The 20,582-nt window shown below is 71.7% G+C and carries 23 protein-coding genes, 1 tRNA gene and 2 pseudogenes; 10 read left to right on the top strand and 16 right to left on the bottom strand.

Going from position 1 to position 20,582, the window contains the following annotated elements; all coding sequences use genetic code 11:
• The 3 genes from FYW99_RS27480 to FYW99_RS32890 form a co-directional block, all read left to right on the top strand.
• Positions 1–537 (top strand): HAD-IC family P-type ATPase (locus FYW99_RS27480; protein ID WP_150254911.1); only part of this gene is annotated, 537 nt, incomplete at its 5' end.
• Positions 534–1,154, top strand: a complete 621-nt coding sequence (locus tag FYW99_RS27475) for a methyltransferase family protein (protein WP_150254910.1) — start codon at positions 534–536, stop codon at positions 1,152–1,154. The genes FYW99_RS27480 and FYW99_RS27475, both read left to right, overlap by 4 nt.
• Entirely contained in the window at positions 1,151–1,285 is a 135-nt protein-coding gene (locus tag FYW99_RS32890) for a hypothetical protein (protein WP_263364095.1), read from the top strand. Before FYW99_RS27475 ends, FYW99_RS32890 begins: the two co-directional genes overlap by 4 nt.
• A 413-nt stretch (positions 1,286–1,698) precedes the next feature.
• Here FYW99_RS32890 and FYW99_RS32595 read toward each other — a convergent pair.
• From FYW99_RS32595 to FYW99_RS27445, 7 genes and pseudogenes are all read right to left on the bottom strand, one after another.
• Positions 1,699–1,890: pseudogene (locus tag FYW99_RS32595) on the bottom strand (cytochrome c biogenesis protein ResB); the annotation flags it as partial.
• 1 nt (position 1,891) lies between these two features.
• Entirely contained in the window at positions 1,892–2,698 is an 807-nt protein-coding gene (locus tag FYW99_RS27465) for a cytochrome c biogenesis CcdA family protein (protein WP_150254924.1), read from the bottom strand.
• Positions 2,698–3,339, bottom strand: a complete 642-nt coding sequence (locus tag FYW99_RS27460; protein WP_223839668.1) for a TlpA family protein disulfide reductase — start codon at positions 3,337–3,339, stop codon at positions 2,698–2,700. The genes FYW99_RS27465 and FYW99_RS27460 overlap by 1 nt, the downstream gene beginning before the upstream one ends.
• 187 nt (positions 3,340–3,526) lie before the next feature.
• A complete protein-coding gene (locus FYW99_RS32885; protein ID WP_263364094.1) occupies positions 3,527–3,655 on the bottom strand; it encodes a hypothetical protein in 129 nt (42 codons plus the stop codon).
• A gap of 161 nt (positions 3,656–3,816) precedes the next feature.
• On the bottom strand, positions 3,817–4,470 hold the full coding sequence (locus FYW99_RS27455) for a vitamin K epoxide reductase family protein (RefSeq protein WP_150254908.1): 654 nt from the start codon (positions 4,468–4,470) through the stop codon (positions 3,817–3,819).
• Complete coding sequence (locus tag FYW99_RS27450; protein ID WP_150254907.1) at positions 4,467–5,153, bottom strand: DsbA family protein; 687 nt, start codon at positions 5,151–5,153, stop codon at positions 4,467–4,469. The genes FYW99_RS27455 and FYW99_RS27450 overlap by 4 nt, the downstream gene beginning before the upstream one ends.
• Positions 5,154–5,286: 133 nt before the next feature.
• Positions 5,287–5,679: a hypothetical protein gene (locus FYW99_RS27445; protein WP_150254906.1), complete on the bottom strand. Its 393-nt coding sequence runs from the start codon at positions 5,677–5,679 to the stop codon at positions 5,287–5,289.
• Between the two features lie 435 nt (positions 5,680–6,114).
• Here FYW99_RS27445 and FYW99_RS27440 point away from each other — a divergent pair, with 435 nt between their 5' ends.
• The 4 genes and pseudogenes from FYW99_RS27440 to FYW99_RS31990 all read left to right on the top strand — a co-directional run bounded on the left by FYW99_RS27440 (position 6,115) and on the right by FYW99_RS31990 (position 9,499).
• Positions 6,115–7,185, top strand: a complete 1,071-nt coding sequence (locus FYW99_RS27440; protein WP_150254905.1) for a permease — start codon at positions 6,115–6,117, stop codon at positions 7,183–7,185.
• Positions 7,182–7,967, top strand: a complete 786-nt coding sequence (locus tag FYW99_RS27435; RefSeq protein WP_150254904.1) for a TIGR03943 family putative permease subunit — start codon at positions 7,182–7,184, stop codon at positions 7,965–7,967. The genes FYW99_RS27440 and FYW99_RS27435 overlap by 4 nt, the downstream gene beginning before the upstream one ends.
• Positions 7,968–8,069: 102 nt before the next feature.
• Positions 8,070–9,150 (top strand): annotated as a pseudogene (locus tag FYW99_RS31995) (IS3 family transposase); the annotation flags it as partial.
• A gap of 88 nt (positions 9,151–9,238) precedes the next feature.
• Complete coding sequence (locus FYW99_RS31990) at positions 9,239–9,499, top strand: tyrosine-type recombinase/integrase (protein WP_190394831.1); 261 nt, start codon at positions 9,239–9,241, stop codon at positions 9,497–9,499.
• Positions 9,500–9,599: 100 nt separating this feature from the next.
• Here the strand turns inward: FYW99_RS31990 and FYW99_RS27415 are convergent.
• Positions 9,600–9,673 (bottom strand) — tRNA-Pro (locus tag FYW99_RS27415).
• Positions 9,674–9,897: 224 nt separating this feature from the next.
• Between FYW99_RS27415 and FYW99_RS32590 the strand changes: the two genes are divergently transcribed.
• Positions 9,898–10,440, top strand: coding sequence for a hypothetical protein (locus FYW99_RS32590; protein ID WP_223839666.1), 543 nt, complete (start codon positions 9,898–9,900; stop codon positions 10,438–10,440).
• Positions 10,383–11,507 (top strand): IS200/IS605 family accessory protein TnpB-related protein, encoded by a 1,125-nt coding sequence (locus FYW99_RS32585; protein ID WP_223839664.1) that lies wholly within the window; start codon positions 10,383–10,385, stop codon positions 11,505–11,507. Before FYW99_RS32590 ends, FYW99_RS32585 begins: the two co-directional genes overlap by 58 nt.
• A 26-nt stretch (positions 11,508–11,533) precedes the next feature.
• Here FYW99_RS32585 and FYW99_RS27405 read toward each other — a convergent pair whose 3' ends face one another.
• From FYW99_RS27405 to FYW99_RS27385, 5 genes are all read right to left on the bottom strand, one after another.
• Positions 11,534–11,878 (bottom strand): hypothetical protein, encoded by a 345-nt coding sequence (locus FYW99_RS27405; RefSeq protein WP_150254901.1) that lies wholly within the window; start codon positions 11,876–11,878, stop codon positions 11,534–11,536.
• 311 nt (positions 11,879–12,189) lie between these two features.
• Positions 12,190–13,488 (bottom strand): erythromycin esterase family protein, encoded by a 1,299-nt coding sequence (locus FYW99_RS27400; protein WP_150254900.1) that lies wholly within the window; start codon positions 13,486–13,488, stop codon positions 12,190–12,192.
• Positions 13,485–14,144, bottom strand: a complete 660-nt coding sequence (locus FYW99_RS27395) for a dienelactone hydrolase family protein (RefSeq protein ID WP_150254899.1) — start codon at positions 14,142–14,144, stop codon at positions 13,485–13,487. Before FYW99_RS27395 ends, FYW99_RS27400 begins: the two co-directional genes overlap by 4 nt.
• Before the next feature lie 84 nt (positions 14,145–14,228).
• On the bottom strand, positions 14,229–14,936 hold the full coding sequence (locus FYW99_RS27390; protein WP_150254898.1) for a phosphoribosyltransferase: 708 nt from the start codon (positions 14,934–14,936) through the stop codon (positions 14,229–14,231).
• Positions 14,937–15,203: 267 nt separating this feature from the next.
• Positions 15,204–15,866 carry a TetR/AcrR family transcriptional regulator gene (locus tag FYW99_RS27385; protein WP_223839662.1) on the bottom strand — a complete coding sequence of 221 codons (663 nt, stop codon included), beginning with the start codon at positions 15,864–15,866 and terminating at the stop codon, positions 15,204–15,206.
• A gap of 64 nt (positions 15,867–15,930) precedes the next feature.
• On the opposite strand from FYW99_RS27385, the gene FYW99_RS27380 reads away from it, so the two are divergent.
• On the top strand, positions 15,931–17,538 hold the full coding sequence (locus tag FYW99_RS27380) for an MFS transporter (protein WP_150254897.1): 1,608 nt from the start codon (positions 15,931–15,933) through the stop codon (positions 17,536–17,538).
• Positions 17,539–17,776: 238 nt separating this feature from the next.
• On the opposite strand, the gene FYW99_RS32580 is transcribed toward FYW99_RS27380, so the two are convergent.
• From FYW99_RS32580 to FYW99_RS27355, 3 genes are all read right to left on the bottom strand, one after another.
• Positions 17,777–19,033: an RNA-guided endonuclease InsQ/TnpB family protein gene (locus FYW99_RS32580; RefSeq protein ID WP_394350381.1), complete on the bottom strand. Its 1,257-nt coding sequence runs from the start codon at positions 19,031–19,033 to the stop codon at positions 17,777–17,779.
• A 67-nt stretch (positions 19,034–19,100) separates the two neighbouring features.
• Positions 19,101–19,247 carry a VOC family protein gene (locus FYW99_RS27360; RefSeq protein WP_223839658.1) on the bottom strand — a complete coding sequence of 49 codons (147 nt, stop codon included), beginning with the start codon at positions 19,245–19,247 and terminating at the stop codon, positions 19,101–19,103.
• A 186-nt stretch (positions 19,248–19,433) separates the two neighbouring features.
• Positions 19,434–20,435, bottom strand: coding sequence for an aldo/keto reductase (locus tag FYW99_RS27355; protein ID WP_150254896.1), 1,002 nt, complete (start codon positions 20,433–20,435; stop codon positions 19,434–19,436).
• Between the last annotated feature and the right edge of the window lie 147 nt (positions 20,436–20,582).

The raw sequence follows: 20,582 nt of genomic DNA, 5'->3' as shown, positions 1-20,582 counted from the left end.
CGCACCGTGATGCTCACCGGCGACAACGAGCGCACCGCCCGTGCCCTGGCGGCCCGGGTCGGCGTCGACGAGGTCCATGCCGACCTGCGCCCCGAGGACAAGTCGGCCCTGGTCACCGGTCTGCGTCACCACGGGCCGGTGGCGATGGTCGGCGACGGTGTCAACGACGCCCCCGCCCTGGCCACCGCCGACACCGGGGTGGCCATGGGCGCCATGGGCACCGACGTCGCGATCGAGACCGCCGACGTCGCCCTCATGGGCGAGGACCTGCGGGCACTGCCCCGGGCCCTGGCCCACGCCCGCCGCACCCGGCGGATCATGCTCCAGAGCCTGCTGCTGTCGGGGGCCATTCTGCTGGTCCTCATCCCGCTGTCCGCGTTCGGCGTGCTGGGCCTAGCGGCGGTCATCCTCACCCACGAGCTGGCCGAGGTCCTGGTCATCGCCAACGGCGTCCGCGCCGGCCGCCGCACCCGCGCCGCCGCACCCGCCTCCGCTTCCTCAAGCGCGCAGGCCGAGCGGGTCCGGGAGCGCCCATGAGCGCCACCGCGCTCCTGCTCTACCTGACCGGGCTGGTGCTGGTGTTCGGCGTGCGCACCTTCCTGGCCTGGCGCGCCACCGGCGACACCCGGTTCCGTCGCCCCGAGACCAGGGCATTCACCCCACCCTGGTGGGGAACGGTCCTGTTCGTCCTGGCCTGGCTCCTGGGGCTGGCGGCGCCCGTCACGGCGATCGCCACCGGTTCCTCCGCCGCCTCGCCCCTGGTCGGGTGGTCGGGCATCGGGGTCATGGCCACCGGGCTGCTGCTGGTCCTGGCCGCCCAGGCGGGCATGAGCGATTCCTGGCGGATCGGGGTCCAGGAGGGCGAACACACCGCGCTGGTCACCGGCGGGCTCTTCGCGCTCGTGCGCAACCCCGTCTTCACCGGCATGGCCGTCCTGCTCGTCGGCATGGCTCTGGCACTGCCCGGCGCCCTGTCCCCCGCAGCGCTTCTGGTGCTGGTCGCTGGGGTCCAGGTGCAGGTGCGCCTGATCGAGGAACCGTACCTGCTGCGCACGCACGGCACCGCCTACCGCGCCTACGCCGCGCGCACCGGCCGTTTCGTCCCCATGTTGGGACGCCTGACCCTCTCCAGCGAAACGAAGGAACGACGATGAGTGACGGATGCTGCACCCCTCTGGACGAGGACCCCACCCCCGAGGGCGACCGCGCGGCGAAGATCGCCTTGGGCGTGGTCCTCACCGTCGGCGTGGTCACGCTTGGCGGGGTCGTCTACCTCCTGATATGACCCGGTCGGGGCCCGGGTCTCCACGCTCCGCCGTCGGACGCTCCCGGCGGCGGAGCGGTCCGGGTACCTTCTGCGACCACCGCCGCATCCCCTGCGACGCGAACCCCGATGAAGAGAGGCGGCGCCGAGGCGAGAGCTTCGACGGAAGGTCCGCGAACGCATCGAGAACGTCCACGCAGGAGAGTCCCGTGGGCGAGGGTTCGGCTGTCTCTGCTTCGTGTCCAGGGCCACCCCGTCGACATGTCCGCCTTCCCCGTCCCCGACGGCGGGCACACGCCCCTGGCGCCGCTGGTCTTCGCCACCCTGGCCGAGCACCCTCCGGGGACCGAACTGGTCCAGGTTCTCCGAGCCTTTCCGAGGGCCCCGCAGTCGCGCACGAGCCCCGCCTCGATGGCGGGACGACGTCGGGAGGGGCTGACGACGTTCTGGGGCAGGATCGATCCGGGTATCGCCCCCAGGACCAGGAGGAAGAGCAGGATCAGGACGGTGCGCATGGAGGTGAGCGTGCGCCAGGTCCACCGCGCCCACCCGGGCAGGCCGATGCCGGTTCCGGGCCCGGCCGGGGAGGTTTCGCTCCGCGGCGGGGCTGAGGAGTGCGGCGCCATGTCAGATCACCGTCCGGAAGCCGGCGGTCCATCCCTGGGAGATGACCGTCAGGTCGGTCCACAGCCCCGTGACCATGGCCAGGCCGATCAGGACCAGCATCGCGCCTCCGACCACCATGATCGTTCGCGTGTGCCGCCTGAGCCACGTGAACGCGGTGAGCGCACGCCGGTAGAGCGCTGACGCCAGGATGAAGGGTATCCCCAGCCCCAGGCAGTAGAACAGGGACAGGAACATGCCCCGCCCGACACCTCCCTCGGTGAACGCCAGGGACTGGACCGCCGCCAGGGTCGGGCCGATGCACGGAGTCCAGCCCAGGCCGAAGAGGACGCCGAGCAGCGGCGCTCCGGCGAGCCCCGCTTTGGGTACGTGGTGGAACCGGAACTCGCGTCCCATACCCGGGAGCAGCCCCATGAAGGCCAGCCCGAGGACGATCGTCAGCGCGCCGAGGACTCGGGTGATGGGCTCGGTGTAGTCGATGAACAGATCGCCGAGCCAGCCGACGAAGCCGCCGACGGACACGAACACGAGAGAGAACCCCGCCACGAAGAGCAGGCTGCCGAGCACCATCGTGCGGCGGTTCCGCGCCAGGTCCTGGTCGATCTCCTCGATGATGGAGCCGCTGGCGTCGGAAGGGGTGACTCTGCGGCGGCGCACTTCGGATCCGCTCAGTCCCGAGACGTAGGACAGGTATCCCGGGACGAGGGGCAGCACACAGGGAGACAGGAAGGAGACCAGCCCGGCGGCCAGGGCCAGAGGGGCCGCCAGGAGCAGTGAGCCGCTGAGGATGGTGGAGCCGATCAGATCCATCACCGGTCACCTCCCTCGACGGGGCTCGCGGTCGGGCTCGGGGACGCGATCTCCTGCTCGGCCACACGAGGACGCTGCTCGGGGTCACCGAGTCCGTACTCGATGACGAGCGGGTCCAGGAGGCCGGTGAGCTGGCCGTAGGTGGTGGCGCCGATGACTCGGGCGGCGATGCGGCCTTCGGGGTCGATGACCAGCGTGCTGGGGATGGCTCTCGGCGGGACGGTGTCGCGGAAGAGCTGGGTGATCTCGCCGGGCTGGTCGTACAGGCTGGGGTAGGCGACCTCTTGGGCACTGGTGTAGGCGCGGGCCGCGGTCTCGTCGTCCTTGGTGTTGACGCCCAGGAAGTCCACACCGAGGCCCAGGTACTCGGCGCGCACCTCGTCCAGGACCGGTTGCTCCGCCCGGCAGGGACCGCACCAGCTCGCCCAGATGTTGAGGACGAGAACGCGTCCGTCATAGTCGGTCAGAGAGACTTCCTCTCCGTCCAGGGTGGTGCCGGTGATCTCGGGTGCGTCGGTGCGTTCATCGGCGGTGAAGACGGTCGCGTTCCCGTCTGCGGTGTCAGAGGCGGCGTCTGCGGTGTCGGCTTCGGAGGAAGCGCCGCCGGAGCAGCCGGTCAGGGCGAGTCCGGCAGCCAGCATTGTCGCTGCGGCGGCCCGCCTGTTCCGGGGCCGGTGGACCGGAGCGCCGGAATCACGCTTTCGCGCGGTGGGTGGTGGCATCGCCGGGAGTCCGCAGGACTCCGTGGCCGGGTCTGGAGACGGGCACATCATGAGGTTCCTTCCTTTCGATGAGGTGTTCACGACGGTCGGCGTTCGGCCAGCCCATTCACCGTCGCCACAGGGGCACCACGCCCAGTCCGTACAGCAGGATGAGCAACCCTTCGGGCCTGGGCGGGGCGCTCGGCGTCCACATGGGGCCGGACATCCCGTGGTCCACGTTCGTGTCGTGGTCCACGACGGACTCCGAAGGCCGAAAGCCGGCGAGGGCACGGTTCCTCCACGGTCGTCTGCGGAGATCCTGGGAAGCGGGAGAGGTGGGTCAGGGCATGCGACCGCCCACCCCGGGGGCGCATGAGCCGGAGAGGGGTGTGGAACGGAGCGGGCGGCCGCGGGTGCTTAGAGCAGGGTGGTCCAGTAGGTCCAGAACGCCTGGGCGATCGCCACGACCAGAACGAGGACCCACAGGCACAGGAGCGTGCTGTGGTAGCGGATCATCGTCTCCACGGGTCGGCGCAGGGCGGCTGGAACGGGGAGATGGCCGCTGCGGAGGGCGTGCAGCGTGGCGTACCAGAAGATCGGCACCGTCACCGCCCACACCACCATGCAGTAAGGGCACAGCGCACTGATGCGGTACAGGCTCTGGAAGATCAACCAGTGCACGAACCCGGCGCCGAACACCGTCCCCGCCCACAGCCCCAGGTGGAACCAGCGCGGGAGGCGGGCCCCTGCCAGCAGGGCGACGCCCACGGTGGTCACCACCGAGAACCCGACGACACCCAGGATCGGATTGGGGATGCCGAACGCCTCCGCCTGCGGCGTGGACATCACCGTGCCGCAGGAGAGCACGGGGTTGATGCTGCACGAGGGCACGTGGCCGGGGTCGGCCAGGACACGGATCTTTTCGACCAGCAGGGCGGTGGCGGCGAGCAGCCCGACCGCCCCGCCCAGGGCCAGCAGCCAGGGCAGGGATCGGGAGACGACGGTGACCCCGGCACCCAAAGGCTCCGTGGATGCCGCGGGAACGGCACCGGTGGTGCCGGCGGCGGTCATTCGGCCAGCTCCGCGTCGATCAGCGCGGCGAGCGTCTCGTAGGAGGGCATGCTCGGGGTCTGGACCCCGTTGACGAAGATCGTCGGGGTCCCCTGCACACCCAGGGCGACGCCGTCGTCGAAGTCGGCCTGAATCCGGGCGGCGACCTCATCCGATTCCATGGCGGCGGTGAACTCGTCCATGTCCAGGCCGAGGTCCTCGGCGAAGCCGACGAACACCCCGCTGCGGTCCTCCCGGGACTCGCCCCACTCAGCCTGGGTCTCGTACATCCGGACGTACATCTCCTCCAGCGCGCCCTGCTGTGCGGCCGCTTCCACAGCGGAGGCCGCCGGGCGGGAGTTGGCGTGGCCGGGGAGCGGGAAGTAGCGGACGACGAAGTCGATGCGGCCCTCGTAGTCCTCGCGGACCTGCTCCATGACGGGGAACTGGGCGCGGCAGGCCTCACACTCGAAGTCGAGGAACTCCACCACGGTGACCTGCGCGTCCTCGACGTCATCGAGGTATCGACTGTCCTCGCGGACCAGGAGTTCGGCCGAAGCGGTGGGAGGCGAGTCGGGTCGGGGTCCGGAGGCTTCGTCCGCCCCCGGATCGGACGAGGAGCCGAAGGACGTGCACGCGGCGAAGGTCAGCACGATGGTCAGGACGGCCAGAATGGACAGGCTGATGGTCAGGTTCTTGTTCACGGGTGTTGCTCCTGCCGGGCCGCAGCAGACTGTGGTGTGCGGCCCCGTGGTCACGGCGCGGGAAAGGGGAAGCCGCCTCAAGCGGCTCTGGTGGTGTGCGCGCGGGGCACGAAGCCCCGTGCGCGGCCGTGGCCTACACCCGTTGCACGCACAGGAAGGTCAGCAGCCCGTCCCCGTGGCGGACAGGGAGGACTTCGGTGACCGGGTTGGGTGAGGTGTCCGTCGTGGGTGGCCCGAACAGTTCGAGCAGGGGAAGGACGGTGAGCGCTCCGAGCAGCGGACCCGACGCGGCGGAGGGCTGGCTCTGTGGAACCCCACAGGGGTGGGACTCCTGCGCCTCGCCGGAGCCGGACTCCGCCGTGTCGGACGCCGAGGTGGCGTACACGGCGGACTGTGGGGCCGCCGATGCGGCCGGGGCCGACGCATCTGCGGAGTTCACCAGGGAGCAGGCGAGGGACATCAGTACGAGAGCACCCAGGAGCACCGCGATGGTGCTCAGGCGTGTGGTACCGATGCCGTTCCTCATGAGAGGCACTGTACCGGTGGTCGGGCACCTCGTCGTTCGGGGGCGTCTTTGGAGGCCGGGCACGAACCTCCTGGTCGGACACCCGTGCGACGCCCGTTCCGCGCGGAGGCGGCGAGTGCGGGGGTCGGCGGCCGGACGCTCGTGCGGTGCGGCCGCCCGTTCGTTCGGCGGTGGTGCGGCGCGCCCCTGCACACCCGAGGCGCGACCTGCCGGGTTGCTGCAACGAATCAATGGACGTTAGTTTGTCTGCGTGTTCTGGGCCCGCGCCGAAGCCTTGTCGCGCGAAGCTCTAAACTCCCGCCACCGTGAACCCGCTCCGGGCCTCTTCGGGAGCGCCAGGCATGCACGGATCGCCCCCTGCCGAACGCGTTCACCGGTGACGGGGCCCGGCCCGTTACCCCCACGAACATTTCACCGCCCCATCGGAGAGCTGACGTGCCCGAGAGAACGCCCAGGCCCCCCGTTCCCGGTCCCCCCACTCTGGGATCGTCTCTGGCCGGCGACTGGGATTCCCAGGACGACGTTCCGCCTCCTGACTGGGGACGCCCCCGGGGGCCCCGCCGGGCCGTGACCCTGTGGTCCTTCGGTCTCCTGCTCACCGGGATCGCCCTCGGACATGCGTGGCTGTCGGAGGAACTGACCCACGAGGCGTTCCTGGCCTGGGCCACGATCTTCACCGCGATCAGCCTTCAGGCGATACCGTTCCTCGTGTTCGGTGTCGTGCTCTCGGCGGCCATCACCACTTTCGTCCCCGCCTCGTTTTACCGCAGGGCCCTCCCGACCAACAGCGCAGCCGCCGTCCCGGTCGCCGGACTGGCGGGAGCCGTCCTCCCCGGCTGCGAGTGCGCGTCGGTGCCGGTGGCCCGGGGGTTGATGAGGAGCGGCGTCGCCCCCGCGGTCGCCCTGACCTTCCTGCTCTCCGCCCCGGCGATCAACCCCGTGGTCCTGATCGCCACGGCCGTCGCCTTCGCCGGACAGCCCGAGATGGTCGTGGCCCGGTTCGTCGCCTCCCTGGCCGCCGCCGTGGTTGTCGGTTGGGTGTGGGCCCGGGTCGGCCGCGCCGACTGGATCCCCCCGTTCGGTGGTCAACGCACCGGCTCCGGTCCCCGATGGAAGGAGTTCGGGGAGTCGATGGTGCACGACATCGTGCACGCGGGCGGCTTTCTCATCGTGGGCGGACTCGCTGCGGCCACGTTGAACGTGGTCGTTCCGCGCGAGTGGATCTCGGCCGTGGCGGACCGGCCGATCGTGTCCGTGCTGACCCTGACGCTGCTGGCGATCCTGTTGTCGATCTGCTCTGAGGCGGATGCGTTCGTGGCGATCAGCTTCACCGAGTTCTCCCCCGTGGCGAAGCTCGCCTTCCTGGTGGTCGGCCCGATGGTCGACCTCAAGCTCATCGCGCTCCAGGCGGGCACGTTCGGATGGGCCTTCGTCCGGCGCTTCGTGCCGCTCACACTCGCGACCACCCTCGTCTTCACCTTCCTGGTCGGAGAGATACTCCTGTGAACCGCCTCGCCCAAGGGCTGATGCTGATCCTGCTCGGCGCCTCGCTTATCGGCACGCTGCCCACCGGCCTCTACCTCAACTACGTCCAGGGGTGGTTCCAGCCGTTCCTCGTCGTGGCCGGCGCGATCCTGGTGGCGCTGGGGCTCATGCTGGTCGTCTTCGAAGCGCGCGCGGCCGTGCGCGGGCCGAGCCTGACCGAGCGGGATCACGATGACGGCCATGGTCACGACCACTTTCGTGCTCCACGGACGGCCTGGCTGCTCCTGGCGCCCGTGTTGTCGGTGTTCGTGATCGCGCCGCCCGCTCTGGGGGCCTACACGGCCCAGAGCACCGTGGCCGAGGGGCCTCCCCGCGACGTCGGCGGCGGGCGGCCGTTGGACGACCTGAACTCCTCAGACCCGGACTCTCCGGTGGCGATGGAGATGCAGGACTTCGTGGTCTGGGCGTGGACCGACGAGGAACGTACGATGGCGGACCGCACCATCGAACTCACCGGTTTCGCCGTGCCGGGCGAGGAGACGGAGGGCTGGTACCTGGCCCGTCTCCAGATGACCTGTTGCGCCGCCGACACGGTCGTCAACCGCGTGCTGGTCGTCGAGCACCCCGCGGAGTTCCCAGAGCCGGAGAAGAACAGCTGGTGGGTCGTGCGCGGAACCTGGGTCGAGCCCGAAGGCGACCTGATGGACGTGCGCGACCACCGCTTCCGCGTCGAGGAGGTGGAGGCCATCGACGACCCGCCCGACCCCTATGAGAAGAGGAGACCTGTCTCGGATCCTCGCTGAGACAAGGCGGCCTACGGACGCGGCGGAGTGGTGGTGTGTCCTGCGTTTTTTGGAGTCGGTTTTCTGGATCCTGGGACCACGTGACCCTTGAAGGAGGGCATCGTGGGACGTCGTGGATACCCCGCCGAGTTCCGCCGCAAGGTCCTGGACCTGGTCCAGGCCGGACGCAGCGTCGCGGACGTGGCACGCGATCTGGACATCAGCACCGAGACGATCTACGCCTGGCGACGCCAGGACCGCATCGACCAAGGCCTGGCTCCGGGCCTGACCAGCACCGAGAAGACCGAGCTGGCCGTAGCCAACAAGCGCATCGCCGAGCTGGAGGCCGAACTGGCCATCCACCGCCGGGCCAGCGAGCTGCTGGGGAAGGTGGTGCCCCCAAAAGACGGTTCGAGGCGATCGCGGTGATGGCCGCCGAGGGCCATCCGGTCCAGGTCGCCGTCCGGGTCCTGGGGGTGTCCGAGTCGGGGTTCTACGCCTGGCGCGACCGCGGACCTTCGGCCCGCTCCATCCGGCATGTGCTGCTCACCGACACCATCCGCCAGATCCACGCCGCGTCCAACGGCGTCTACGGGGTGCGGCGTGTGCACGCCGAACTCACCCTCAGGCGAGGGATGCGGACCTGGCACGGGACGGTGGCGATGTTGATGTCCCGGGCCGGCATCAAGGGGATCGCCGGCCGTCCGAAGTGGCGGCGTGCGCGTCCGGACCTGGTCTCAGCCGACCTGGTGGACCGCCGGTTCGCTCGCCAGGGCCTGGACCAGCTGTGGGTCACCGATATCACCGAGCATCCCACCCGGGAGGGCAAGGTGTACTGCGCGGTGGTGCTGGACGTGTGCTCGCGGCGTGTGGTCGGGTGGGCGATCGATTCCTCACCCACCGCGGCGTTGACCACGAACGCGCTCGGGATGGCCATCGATGACCGTGAACCGGCCCCGGGACGGTGATTCACTCGGACCATGGCGTGCAGGCCAAGGAGTCCGGGCTGGTGCCCTCGATGGGATCGATCGGGGACTGCTACGACAATGCCGTCATCGAGTCGTTCTGGTCGCGCATGCAGGTCGAGTTGCTGGATCGGCGCAGGTGGCGGACTCGTCTGGAGTTGGCCAACGCGATCTTCGAGTACCTGGAGATCTTCCACAACCGGCAACGTCGGCATTCGGCGATCGGCTGGCTGACACCCGTAGAGCTTCGAGAAGAGACTACCGAGCACCGTGGCCTGAGAATCCGGAAACACGGCTCCACCGAAGCCGGTACATGCCAGGACACCGCTGGATCGCCACAACGTCCTACGGGACCTGAGAAGGATCATCAGAAAGGCAGGACTCAACGACAAGGACTGGACCGCGCGCGAGCTGCGGCACAGGTTCGTGTCGCAGCTGTCGAACCACGGCGTGAGCATCGAGGAGATCTCGCTCTTGGTCGGACACGACGGCACCGACACCACCGAACGCGTCTACCGCCGCCAGCTGAGGCCGGTGCGCCGCTTCGCGGCCAAGGCCATGGACGACATCCTCAACGACGTGGGCTGACGGCCCGCATCTCCCGGTTACAGCCCCACTTCCACCCCACCTGGAACGCAGAAAGAGGCCCACCATCCAGTGGACCCCTCGCTGACCTGCTACTTCTCTGTCGGGACGGCGGGATTTGAACCCACGACCCCTTGACCCCCAGTCAAGTGCGCTACCAAACTGCGCTACGTCCCGTCCGCTGAGCGGACGCCGTTCCCAGCGCCGCCAACAGGTGAAACTGTATCGCATCCGGCAGGGCGCCCGAACCGGATACCGGGCCGCGGGCGCTGGCCCCGGAGGGCCCGCCCAGGAAAGTCTGTCCGACAAGTTCGCTGATTCTCCGGACAAGCGCCCCCGGTCCTGGCTACGGTCATCTCGAACACAGCGACGAAACCGGCAGGGTCAGGAGGCAAGGCGAGATGGCAGGTACCGGCACGCGGCGGTTGCGGTCGATCGCCAACCCGTTCCTGGCCCCCGCACCGACCGGGGTGAGCGTGCGTGACCGGCTCAAGGGCCTCACTCCTGAGGACGAGGCGGTACTGCGGGCCGTGGGCGCCCATCTGGGCTCGCTCGCCTCCACGGACCTGGCCGCCCGGTGCGCGGACGGCAGCGGCCACGGTAAGGACTCCTGGGCGGCCCGCAAACGGGGGCTGACCGCTGTCTCGTCCTCGCGGTGGGCGGGGGCGATCACCAGGGCCTCGAACGAGCAGTGGGCACTGGCCCGCCGCAGCCAGCTCGCCCACCTGCACCGCCTCCAGACCGGGATCGACACCTGCGCCACCGGCTCTCCCAACCCCTCAGAACCCCGGGCACCCAGGGTGTCCCGGGCGGGTACTCCTGTCGGCGGGAGTGGCACGCCAAGTCCCGACGCCTGGCCGCCCTGGAGCATCGCTATGCGGTGGCGGTGGCCGATTGGGAGGCGGGGCGGGTCCCTGTGGTGCGTGGCGGCAAGCGGTTACTGAACAGCCGTCACCACCTGGACCGGGCGCAGCTGACCGAGGCCGAGTGGCGGGCCCGGTGGGAGGCCGCACGCTCCTTCCTCCAAGCTGATGGTGAGTCCGGCAAACGGTACGGCAACGAGACGATCCGTATCACCCCTGAGGGGCAGGTCTCGATCAGGCTGCCCGCTCCACTGGCATATCTGGCCAACGCCGCGCACGGTCGGTACGTGCTCTCGGTCCGGGTGGCCTTCGCCCACCGGGGCGCCGAGTGGGCCGACCGGGTCGAGGCCGACAGGGCGGTGGCCCACCGCCTCCACCTGGATGCGGATCGGGGCCGGTGGTATGTGAGCGCGTCCTGGACCCCACAGGCGGTGCCTGCCCTGCCTATGCAAGCGGCGCTGGCCCACGGGGTGATCGGGGTGGACGCCAACGCCGACCACCTGGCCGCCTGGCGGCTCGACGTGCACGGCAACCCGGTCGGGAACCCACACCGCTTTGAGTTCGACCTGTCCGGCAGCGCCTCCCACCGGGACGCCCAGGTACGCCACGCCCTGTCCCGGCTGCTGCGCTGGGCCACCGCGAGCGGTGTGCGGGCCATCGCGGTGGAGGACCTGGACTTTGCTCGCGAGAAGACCCGGGAGAAGCACGGACGGCGTAAGAAGTTTCGGCGGCTGATCAGTGGTTTTCCCACGGCTCGGTTGCGGTCCCGGCTGGTGTCGATGGCCCAGACCCTGGGGGTGGCGGTCATCGCCGTGGACCCCGCGTATACATCAAGGTGGGGTGCCCAGCACTGGCAACAACCCCTGACCACCAAACGCAGGAAGGTCTCCCGGCACGATGCGGCCAGCATCGCGGTCGGCAGGCGCGCCCAGAGCCACCCGGTCCGGCGACGGACGGCACCGCCCCCACACCACCGGAGTGATGGTGCGGGGCATCGGACCGCCCAGGCCGCACCAGGTAGTTCCGGACGTGAGGGAAACCGCCCACCCGCCACGGAGCGCGCACACGATGCACGTCGCCGGACGCGGCAGGAACGCGGTGACCCAGCCCATCCAGCACCGTTCGGGATGGGTGCGGTGCCAGCGTGACCCCCGGGGTCACTTCTGACCACTGTTCAGGAACGGTCGTAGTGCCAGGCCGTCTCTGCGGTGGCCGGGAAGGAGTCGCGCGGGAAGCCCGCGATAGCCGGGTACACGCCGCCGAGGGCGGCCAGGGCGAGCCAGACGACGTACGCCCGGCCCTCGGGCTCGTCGTCGAGGCGGCGGGAACGCGTCAGGTTCCAGCGGATGCCGTAGAACAGGGCCAGCCCGGCGACGGCCGCCCCCGGGACCCACCAGCCGCCGGTCTCCTCCAACAGGCCGTCCTCACGCCCTCCCCAGTTCCGGACCACCGTGGCGGCCGCCAGGAGCAGGGCGCCCGCGAGCAGCCCCGCCTCGGTCCACGCCAGGGTGTTCCTCACACGTCGGCGCCGATCCGGCGCCCCTGCCCCGTCCACTGCTCTCCCTGGCCTCGGGGCCGCGCGCCGGAGACGGCGGCGCCGTGTCCGCACGGCCGCACCGTCCGTCATGTCGCGGACAACCTAGCAGCGGACGGAATCCGGACGGCAGGGACGTCCGGTCCCGCTCACCGGGTCCCCGTTCGGTTCCAGGCGCACGGTCAGGATCCGTGCACACAGACGGAAACCGCGCACACGGCTGGGGTCCGCGCACATGACCGGAATCCGTGCACACGCATGGAATCCGCGCACACGTCAGGGGCAGCCGGTCCGCGTCACTGGCCGCTGGGCCAGGTCTCCTCCTCGCCCGAGTCCTCCTCGACCTCGTGCAGGGGCGTGAGCGCGCGGGTGCGGTCGACGAACACGAAGGCGTCGTAGCGCTCCCCCAGCACGGTCGGGACGTAGTTGCGCAGCCCGTCGCGCCCGGGGTGGTAGATGACGCCGACGGCGCGGTGCGGCAGAACCTCGCCCGCGAACGGATCGACCGCCCCGTCCCCTGTCAGGACCAGCAGGCCCGTCTCCCCCTCGAACGACTGGTGCAGCCGGGCCTCCACGCTCCCGTGGCGCGCCGCGGGAACCGGCATGGGCTCGGGGGTCTCGCCCCACGCCCGTGCGGCCGTGACCCGGCCCTCGTAGGTGCCGAAGCCGACGAGGACCGCGTCCTCGGCCCCGTGTCGCTCGCGCACCAGCTGGCCCACGTTGACCATGCCTGCTGCGGCCATGTCGGTGGCGCGCGCGTCGCCGACGTGGGTGTTGTGCTCCCATACGACGGCCTTGGCGCCGGGCCCGTGGTGCTCCATGAGCCGGTCGAGCGTGTCGGCCATGTGGCGGTCGCGGACGTTCCACGACTCGGGGCCTCCGCGCACCAGCGCCCGGTAGTACTGCTCGGCACCCGCGAGCACCTCGGCGTTCTGGCGCGCGGCGAAGTCGGCCAGGCTCTCGGCGGACGAGGCCCTCCCTGCCCTCCGGCGCAGTTCGGCCAGCAGCCGCACGACCTCCGCCTCGCAGTTCTCGGGCACCAGCCGTGTGGCCCGGGCGTAGGCCTGGGGGTCCTCGCCGTAGGGCTGGAAGCAGCGGTAGGCCCTCAGGGCCGGTCCCACCTGCTCGGGCATGTTCTCGCGCAGCCATCCCAGCACCGCGTACAGCGACTCCCACAGGCTGTAGACGTCCAGGCCGAAGAACCCCGCGCGCCGCTCCGGCGCGGACCGCAGGTTGCGCCCGCGCAGCCACCGGGCGAACTCCAGCACCTCGGTGTTGGCCCACATCCACTGCGGCCACCTGCGGAAGCCCTCCAGGATCTCCTTGGGGTCCTCGGGCGCACCCGGCGCGCCCACGACACCGCAGTGCAGCTCCTGGAAGTCCGGCCAGTCGCCCTCCACAGCGACGAAGGAGAAACCGGCCTCGTCGACCAGCCGCCGGGTCAGTTCCGCGCGCCAGCGGTAGAACTCGGCGGTGCCGTGCGAGGCCTCGCCCAACAGCACGTAGCGCGCGTCGCCGATCCGCTCCAGAACCGGGTCCAGCGACCTCGGGCCGGTCAGCCGCAGGAGGGCGTCCGGGCCGGTCCCGGGGCTCATCTCTCCACCTCGCCCAGGATGCCCGCGAACCAGCCGGAGGCGGCGTCGGCCACCTCCTCCAGCGCACCCGGTTCCTCGAACAGGTGGGTGGCGCGGGGGACGACGTGGATCCGGTGCGGGGCGCTGAGCCGGTCGGCCGCGTCCTCGTTGAGCCGCAGGACCTCGGTGTCCGCGCCGCCGACGATGAGCAGCGTCGGGGCGCGCACGACCTGGAGCGCCTCCGTGCCCGCGAGGTCGGGGCGGCCGCCGCGCGAGACCACCGCGGCGACCAGGTCCGGGCGCTCGGCGGCGGTCCTCAGCGCGGCGGCGGCGCCGGTGCTGGCGCCGAACAGGCCGATGGGCGTCCCCGCGGTGTCCTCGTGCGTGGCCAGCCAGTCCACGGTGCCGGTGAGCCGCCGGGTGAGCAGGTCGATGTCGAAGCGCTGCCGCCCGGTCGCGCTGTCGGCGCGTTCCTCCTCGGGGGTGAGCAGGTCGAGCAGGAGCGTGGCGACCCCGATCCGGTTGAGCTCCTCGGCGACGGCCCGGTTGCGCGGGCTGTGGCGTGAGCTTCCGCTGCCGTGCGCGAAGGCCACGACCGCGGTCGCACCGGGGAACACGGTCAGCCGCCCGTCGAGCCCCGCGTCCGGCGTACGTACCGTCACGTCGACGGCGGTCATGGTGGTCTCCCTTCGTGGGGGCCGGGCTCCCGTGCGGTGCTCCGACCCGGTGTCGTCCGCCGCGTGCACGGCGGCCGGTGGCGGTCAGGGACGGCCGGGAGGGCCGCCGCCGGGACTGTGGGAACCGCCGGGTCCTTCGGGGCCACCGGAGTCGCCGGGTCCCCGGGGAAGCCTCACCAGCAGGCCGCGGACCTCGTCGTCGGTGACCTGGGGAAATCTCTCGTACCAGAGGCTGACCGCGCCGAAGTCCGGCGGCGTCTCCAGGCAGACGACCCGGTCGCAGACGTCGGAGAGCGCGCGCACGGCGTCGGGCGCGCCCACGGGAGCGGCCAGCGTCAGGGACGCGGGGCGCCGGGCGAGCACCGAGGTCAGCGCCGCCCGGGCGCTCAGCCCGGTGGCCAGCCCGTCGTCGACCACCACGACGTCGTATCCGCCGACCTCGGGCTCGGGGTCCTCCCCGCGGTAGGCCAGCAGCCTGCGCCGCGCCTCGGCCTGTTCGGCCCCGACCATGTCGGCCAGGCGCCCCTCGGGAATGCCCAGCAGGTCCAGCGCCCTCTGGTCGAACAGCGGAGGCCCCTCGGCCGTGGTCGCCCCGATCGCCGTCTCCGGGCTTGCCGGGGCACCGATCTTGCGCACGACCACGACGTCCAGCGGCACGCCCAAGGCCTCGGCGACGGGCCTGGCCACGGGAACACCGCCCCGCGGCAGGGCCAGCACGCGCGGGCGCGGTCCCGCCCGCTCCGCCACCGCGCGGGCCAGCCGCTCGCCCGCCTCTCGCCGGTCCCGAAACACGTGTGTCACCTCACCCCGGTCGCGGCGCCAAACCCTGTGGCGCGAAGGCCCGCGTCCGCGCGGTTCAGCGGTGCGCGCGGGCCGTGTGGTGAGCGCTACCCCGGCGATTCCGGCGCACACATGGCGCGGGCAGGGTGCGGGCAGGGTGCGGGCAGGACGCGCCGGGGCCGCCTTCGTGGCCGGGAACGCCACGGCGCGGCGCGTCCCTCTCCGAGCGGGCCTTCCCCAGGCCGTCCGGTTCCGGATCGCTCCCGCACCGGTGCCCCGCTATTCGCCGGTCCCCTCCCCGCCGTGCCCCGCCGAGGCGTGTCCGGCCGCCTCTGCCTCCAACGTGGTGAAGTCGCGGGCCAGCCCTCGCAGGAGGGTCATGACCGCGCGGCCGATCTCCGTGCCGTCCACCGGCGCGTGCCCGAAGAGCAGCCGGTAGTGGACCAGGGAGGCCAGGGTGTCGACCGCCAGCGTGAGGTCGACGTCGTCCCGCAAGTCACCCCGATCACGCGCCCGTTCGAGGGTGTCGCGCACCGCCGCGCGGGGAGGCGTGAAGAGCGTGTCCATGAACCTGCGGTGCAGTTCGGCGTCACCCGAGCAGTCGGCGAGCAGTGGGCTGAAGAACTCCGGCCCCATACAGGTGAAGGTCCGCGCGAACAGCGACAGGGCCTCATCCAGGTCGCACAGGGTGCAGCCGGTGCGCGGCGGCTCCACCCGCCCCATGCGCCGCTCCAGTTCGGCGAGCACGAGCAGCTGCCGGTTGGGCCAGCGCCGGTAGACGGCCGCCTTGCTCACCTGTGCCCGCCTGGCGACCTGCTCGATCGCCAGTCCCCGGTAACCGCCCTCCTCCAGGACATCGGAGACCGCGTCGAGGACCGCCGCGTCGATGTGCGTGTCACGGGGACGCCCGCCTCCGCCGGAGCGCTGAGCCATTGACGTCATCTCTCCTTCATGTCTAATATCCGATCCGAACCGTATCGTATCGAAATGAGAGACGGGAACAACCATGGCCACGGACGTACCCCCGCGCGCCGGACCCCGCCAGTGGCTCGGGCTCGGTCTGCTCACCCTTCCGCTGTTCGTACTGGCCGTCGACGCGAGCATCCTGTTCCTTGCCGGACCGCACATCGGCGCCGACCTGGATCCCAGTCCGACCCAGTGGTTGTGGGCCATGGACGTCTACGGCTTCGCCATCGCCGGTCTGCTCGTCACGATGGGCTCGGTCGGTGACCGCATCGGCCGCAGACGGCTGCTGCTCATCGGCTCCGTCGTGTTCGCCGCCGCCTCGGTGTGGGCGGCCCTGGCGGACTCCCCCACGATGCTCATCGCCGCGCGCGCCGCCCTCGGCGCCGCCGGTGCCACCCTGATGCCGTCCACGCTCGGGCTCATCCGGACGATGTTCCGGGACGGTCGCCAGCGCACGACCGCGGTCGCGGTGTGGATGACGACCTTCTCGGTGGGCGTCGCTCTGGGGCCGCTCGTAGGCGGCGCACTGCTGGAGGCGTTCTGGTGGGGGGCGGTGTTCCTCGTGGCCGTGCCGTTCATGCTCGTCCTGGCCCTGCTCGGGCCGGTACTGCTGCCCGAGAGCCGAGACCCCTCCGCGGCCCGGACCGACGCGGTGAGCGTGGTGCTGTCCGTCGCGGCGATGCTCGGCGTGGTCTACGGCCTCAAGGAGATGGTCGTCTCCGGGCCCGACGCGGTGGCCGTCTCCGTGCTCGCCGCCGGTCTGGCCCTGGGCGTGGTGTTCGCCCGCAGGCAGAGGACCCTGGCGACACCGCTGGTGGATCCCGTGCTGTTCCGGTCCCGGACCTTTCGCACCGCCCTCGCCCTGCTGGTGGTGGGCGTCTTCGCCGTCACCGCGGTGAACTTCCTCGTGCCGCAGTTCCTCCAGTCGGCCGCCGGACTGTCCCCGCTGCGGGCGGGGTTGCTGACCGTGCCCGTCGCACTGTCCGCGATCGCCGGCTCCCTCGCCGCGCCCGCCCTGGCCGGGCGCTGGGGTCCGCCCGCGGTGATCGCCGGCGGCGCGCTGCTCTCCCTGGCCGGGTACCTGCTCCTGGCGCAGGTGGACGTGCAGGGGCCGCTGTGGGCGCTGGTGGCGGGCGGGTCCCTGGCCGTGCTCGGACTGAGTCCGACGACCGTGCTGACCACCGACCTGGTGGTCTCCTCCGCGCCCGAGGAGCGTTCGGGGTCGGCCGCGGCCCTGTCCGAGACCAGCGGCGAACTCGGTGTGGCACTGGGCATCGCGGCCACGGGCAGCCTGGTGTCCGCCCTCTACCGGCTGCGGGTGGAGGGGCTGCTGCCCGTCGGGCTGCCGCACGACGTCCTCACCGCGGCCAGGGAGGACATCGGTTCGGCCCTGGAAGCGGCCGCGGGACTGCCGTCGGGAACGGCCGGAGAGGTCGTCGCCGCCGCACGGGAGGCCTTCGGGGACGCCTTCACCGCCGTCGGCTACGTGTGCGCCGCCGTCGCCGCCAGTCTGGCCGTGCTCGCCGCCGTCGGCATGCGCCCGCGTCGCGCGGACGGGTCGGAGCGGGCGGGCGACGCGGACGGCGTGGACGACGCGGACCAAGCTGGCGGCTCGGGCGGTGCGGACCGGGCGCAGGAGCCGTCCTGACCCGGGCCCGGACGTCGGACGAACCTCCGCGCGGACCGGCTCGTCAGGCGTCCTGCAACCGCACCGGGACCGGTTCCGCGCTACCCGCCCAGTGTGCCGTCGAGGCGCTGGACCACGCAGAACTCGTTGCCCTCGGGGTCGGCCATCACCGCCAGCAGGTGGCCGTCCTCCTCTTGACATCCTCTCCCGCCTGAAGGCGGGAGAATCCAGCTAACGGAACCCGTCCGCCGCTGGTGGTCTACGCTTCACAGCCCGCCTGACGGCGAGGGCTCCACGTCCTGGCACCCACAATGTCCTGGGGCGCTTGCTGCTTGACCGCGTGCTCGATGTTGCACGCGGCGTTGGTGTCGGCGTGCGCGATGTGCCCGCATCCGGGTGCCTTGCACACGAACCGGTCCCGCGACTCGCGGCTGCCCTCGGTGATGGTCTGGCACCGCGAGCAGCGCCGCGAGGTGTTCGGGGCGGGTACCCGCACCAGGTGTCCGCCCCTATCGGCGAGCTTGTACGCCAACAACGTGATGGTGCGCCCCCACGCCTGAGTGGCGATGGCCCGGTTCAACCCGCGCTTTTGCGCCACGTTGGTGCCCGGGGCGTCCACCGTTCCCCGGGCCGAGCGGACCATGCTGGTGATGTGCAGGTCCTCGACCCCCACCACGCCGAACTCCTGGGCCAGGGTGTGTGTGACCTTGTGCTGCCAGTCCAGGGCGCGGCGCTTGGCTTTCGCGCGCACCCTGGCGATCTGGTCATAGGTGCGCCGCAGCCGGTTCGAAGACGGCTGTCCGGGTGTGCGCTGCCGCCTCTGGCGGGCGGCTTTGTGCTCCAACCGGCGCAGACGCTCCTGCTCGCCCGGGGACAGCCACGGGCCGTGTTCACGGAAGGTGCCATCGGACAGGGCGAGCGGCTGGGCGATGCCCCGGTCGATGCCCACCCCCGGGCCGGTGTGCGGGGCCGGTTCCTTCACGTCGGTGCGCAGGCGCAGCACCACGTGCCAGCCGTGGGCCTCCCGCACCAACCGCGCCCCGGTGACGCGGTTGGCGGCGTCGGCGTGTTTGCCCACGGGCAGGTTCTTGGTCCACCTAAACCGGACCACACCGACCTTGGGGATCTGCACGATCCCCCAACGGCGGGTGAGGCGCTGAATGTTCAGGTCCCGGCCCTGGGGGATGTCGACGCACATCCGGGTGCGCAGCCGGGCCTTGAAGGCGGGCGGCCCGGCCCGGCCCGCCCAGCAGTTCCGCCACGCCCGGAAGTAGGTCTTCAACACCTGCTGCCCGGCCTGTGCGGGAAGGGCCGCCAACCAGGGCAGGTCCTTGCGGGCCTGACGAATCGCGGCATCGGCGTCGGTGAGGGACACCCGCCGGTTCTGCGAGGACATGGTCCACCACGCGTGCAGGAGATTCCACAGAGCGCGGGCGGCATGCCCCTGGGTCTCCAGCCCGGAGAGCTGTTCCTTGGTGGGATAGAGGCGGGCTTTGTGGCCGCGTTCGCGCTTGATGTGTCACCTCCCTTGGCTAGTCTGGATCGACCCTAGCGCGGGGGTGTGACGTTTCGTGACGGGCGATTCACCCACCGGCTGAAGCCGGTGGCACTCTCGCGAAGGAGCGGTAGACCGGGTGCTGTCCCTCCTCGCGCTCGAAGCCGAGTGCGGCGCACCAGAATTCGGCGGCGGCGTGGAGGTCGTTGGTGTCGAGTACCCAGACCAGGCGCACGTGGTGCTCCCCTCGGTTCGCCGTGCGGACCGCGGCCGCGGTCCGCACGGCCACCCTACGACGGAGGCCCCGCACGGCGGGAGACCCCGAAGCGCCGGGGAGGCCGAACGCTACGACGCCGCGGAACCCGCCCGCGCGGAAGGCGGTCCTCGTGTCCGTCCGCACGGCGGGTACCGGCGTCCGGGCTCAGGGCGCGGTTCCGGGGACCAGCAGCCCCTCGGCCTCCAGGTCCGCCCACAGGGCCTCGGGGACCGGGGCCGCCAGGAGCTCGGCGTCGTGCGTGATCTCCCCGGCCGAGCGGGCCCCCACCAGGACCCCGGCCACCGCCGGGTGGCGCGCGCAGAAGGCCATCGCCGCCCGGGGCAGGCTCACGCCGTGGCGGCGGGCCACCGCGGCGATCCGCAGCGCCCGGTCGCGCAGCGGGCCGGGGGCGGCCGCGTAGTCGTAGGTGGCGTCGGCGGAGGGCTCGTCCACGGCCAGGATCCCACTGTTGAACACCCCGGCCGCGATCACCGACACCCCCGCGCGCAGACAGGCCGGGAGCATCGTGGCCGCCGCGCCCTGGTCCAGCAGCGTGTACCTCCCCGCGAGCAGCACGACGTCCACGTCGGTCTCCACGGCGAAGCGCTCCAGCATGCGCGCCTGGTTCATGCCCGCGCCGATCGCGCCGACCACGCCCTGGTCGCGCAGCTCGCGCAGGGCCGGATAGGCCTCCCCGACCGCCTGCTCCCAGTGGTGGTCGGGGTCGTGCAGGAGCACCACGTCCACCCGGTCCAGGCCCAGCCGCTCCAGGCTCCGCTCCAGGGAGCGGCGCACCCCGTCGGCGCTGAAGTCCCACCGCCGCCCGTACGCGGCGGGGACGGCGAATCCCTGGTCGTCCAGCCGCCCGGCCCGGTGCGGGGTGGGTTCCAACAGGCGGCCGACCTTGGTCGAGACCACGTACTGCTCGCGGGGCAGACCGGCCAGGGCACGGCCCAGGCGGCGCTCGGCCAGGCCCAGGCCGTAGTGGGGGGCGGTGTCGAAGTAGCGCACGCCCGCCTCCCACGCCGCCAGGACCGTCGCGGCCGCGGCCTCCTCGTCCACCTCCTGGTAACCGCTGTTGCCGAGCGGGGCGGTGCCCAGCCCGAGGGGGCTGAGCGTCACCGACGACCTGCCCAACCGGACCCGCGTGACGGGGCTGTGTTCCATGCCGTGGTTCTCCCTCTGCGCTGGTGGGCGGCGCCGAACGGGTCTCCGGCGCCGCGGGGGACCGCTCCGGACGGCGCCCGCCGGGCGCGGGTCCAGCGCCCGCGCCCCTGACTACCACTTCCGCGGCCTCGGTCGGCACCCCGGTTA

The organism is Nocardiopsis deserti (genome assembly GCF_008638355.1).
In the GTDB taxonomy this organism is placed as follows: Bacteria; Actinomycetota; Actinomycetes; order Streptosporangiales; family Streptosporangiaceae; genus Nocardiopsis; species Nocardiopsis alborubida.
The sequence above is the reverse complement of the archived record's forward strand: the minus strand, read 5'-3'. Positions and strand labels throughout refer to the sequence as shown.

Coding starts and splice junctions, on each gene's coding strand:
- FYW99_RS27475 (WP_150254910.1), top strand. CDS start 534: ATGAGCGCCACCGCGCTCCTGCTCTACCTGACCGGGCTGGTGCTGGTG.
- FYW99_RS32890 (WP_263364095.1), top strand. CDS start 1,151: ATGAGTGACGGATGCTGCACCCCTCTGGACGAGGACCCCACCCCCGAG.
- FYW99_RS27465 (WP_150254924.1), bottom strand. CDS start 2,698: ATGGATCTGATCGGCTCCACCATCCTCAGCGGCTCACTGCTCCTGGCG.
- FYW99_RS27460 (WP_223839668.1), bottom strand. CDS start 3,339: ATGCTGGCTGCCGGACTCGCCCTGACCGGCTGCTCCGGCGGCGCTTCC.
- FYW99_RS27455 (WP_150254908.1), bottom strand. CDS start 4,470: ATGACCGCCGCCGGCACCACCGGTGCCGTTCCCGCGGCATCCACGGAG.
- FYW99_RS27445 (WP_150254906.1), bottom strand. CDS start 5,679: ATGAGGAACGGCATCGGTACCACACGCCTGAGCACCATCGCGGTGCTC.
- FYW99_RS32590 (WP_223839666.1), top strand. CDS start 9,898: ATGGCAGGTACCGGCACGCGGCGGTTGCGGTCGATCGCCAACCCGTTC.
- FYW99_RS27400 (WP_150254900.1), bottom strand. CDS start 13,488: ATGAGCCCCGGGACCGGCCCGGACGCCCTCCTGCGGCTGACCGGCCCG.
- FYW99_RS27395 (WP_150254899.1), bottom strand. CDS start 14,144: ATGACCGCCGTCGACGTGACGGTACGTACGCCGGACGCGGGGCTCGAC.
- FYW99_RS27385 (WP_223839662.1), bottom strand. CDS start 15,866: ATGACGTCAATGGCTCAGCGCTCCGGCGGAGGCGGGCGTCCCCGTGAC.
- FYW99_RS27380 (WP_150254897.1), top strand. CDS start 15,931: ATGGCCACGGACGTACCCCCGCGCGCCGGACCCCGCCAGTGGCTCGGG.
- FYW99_RS27355 (WP_150254896.1), bottom strand. CDS start 20,435: ATGGAACACAGCCCCGTCACGCGGGTCCGGTTGGGCAGGTCGTCGGTG.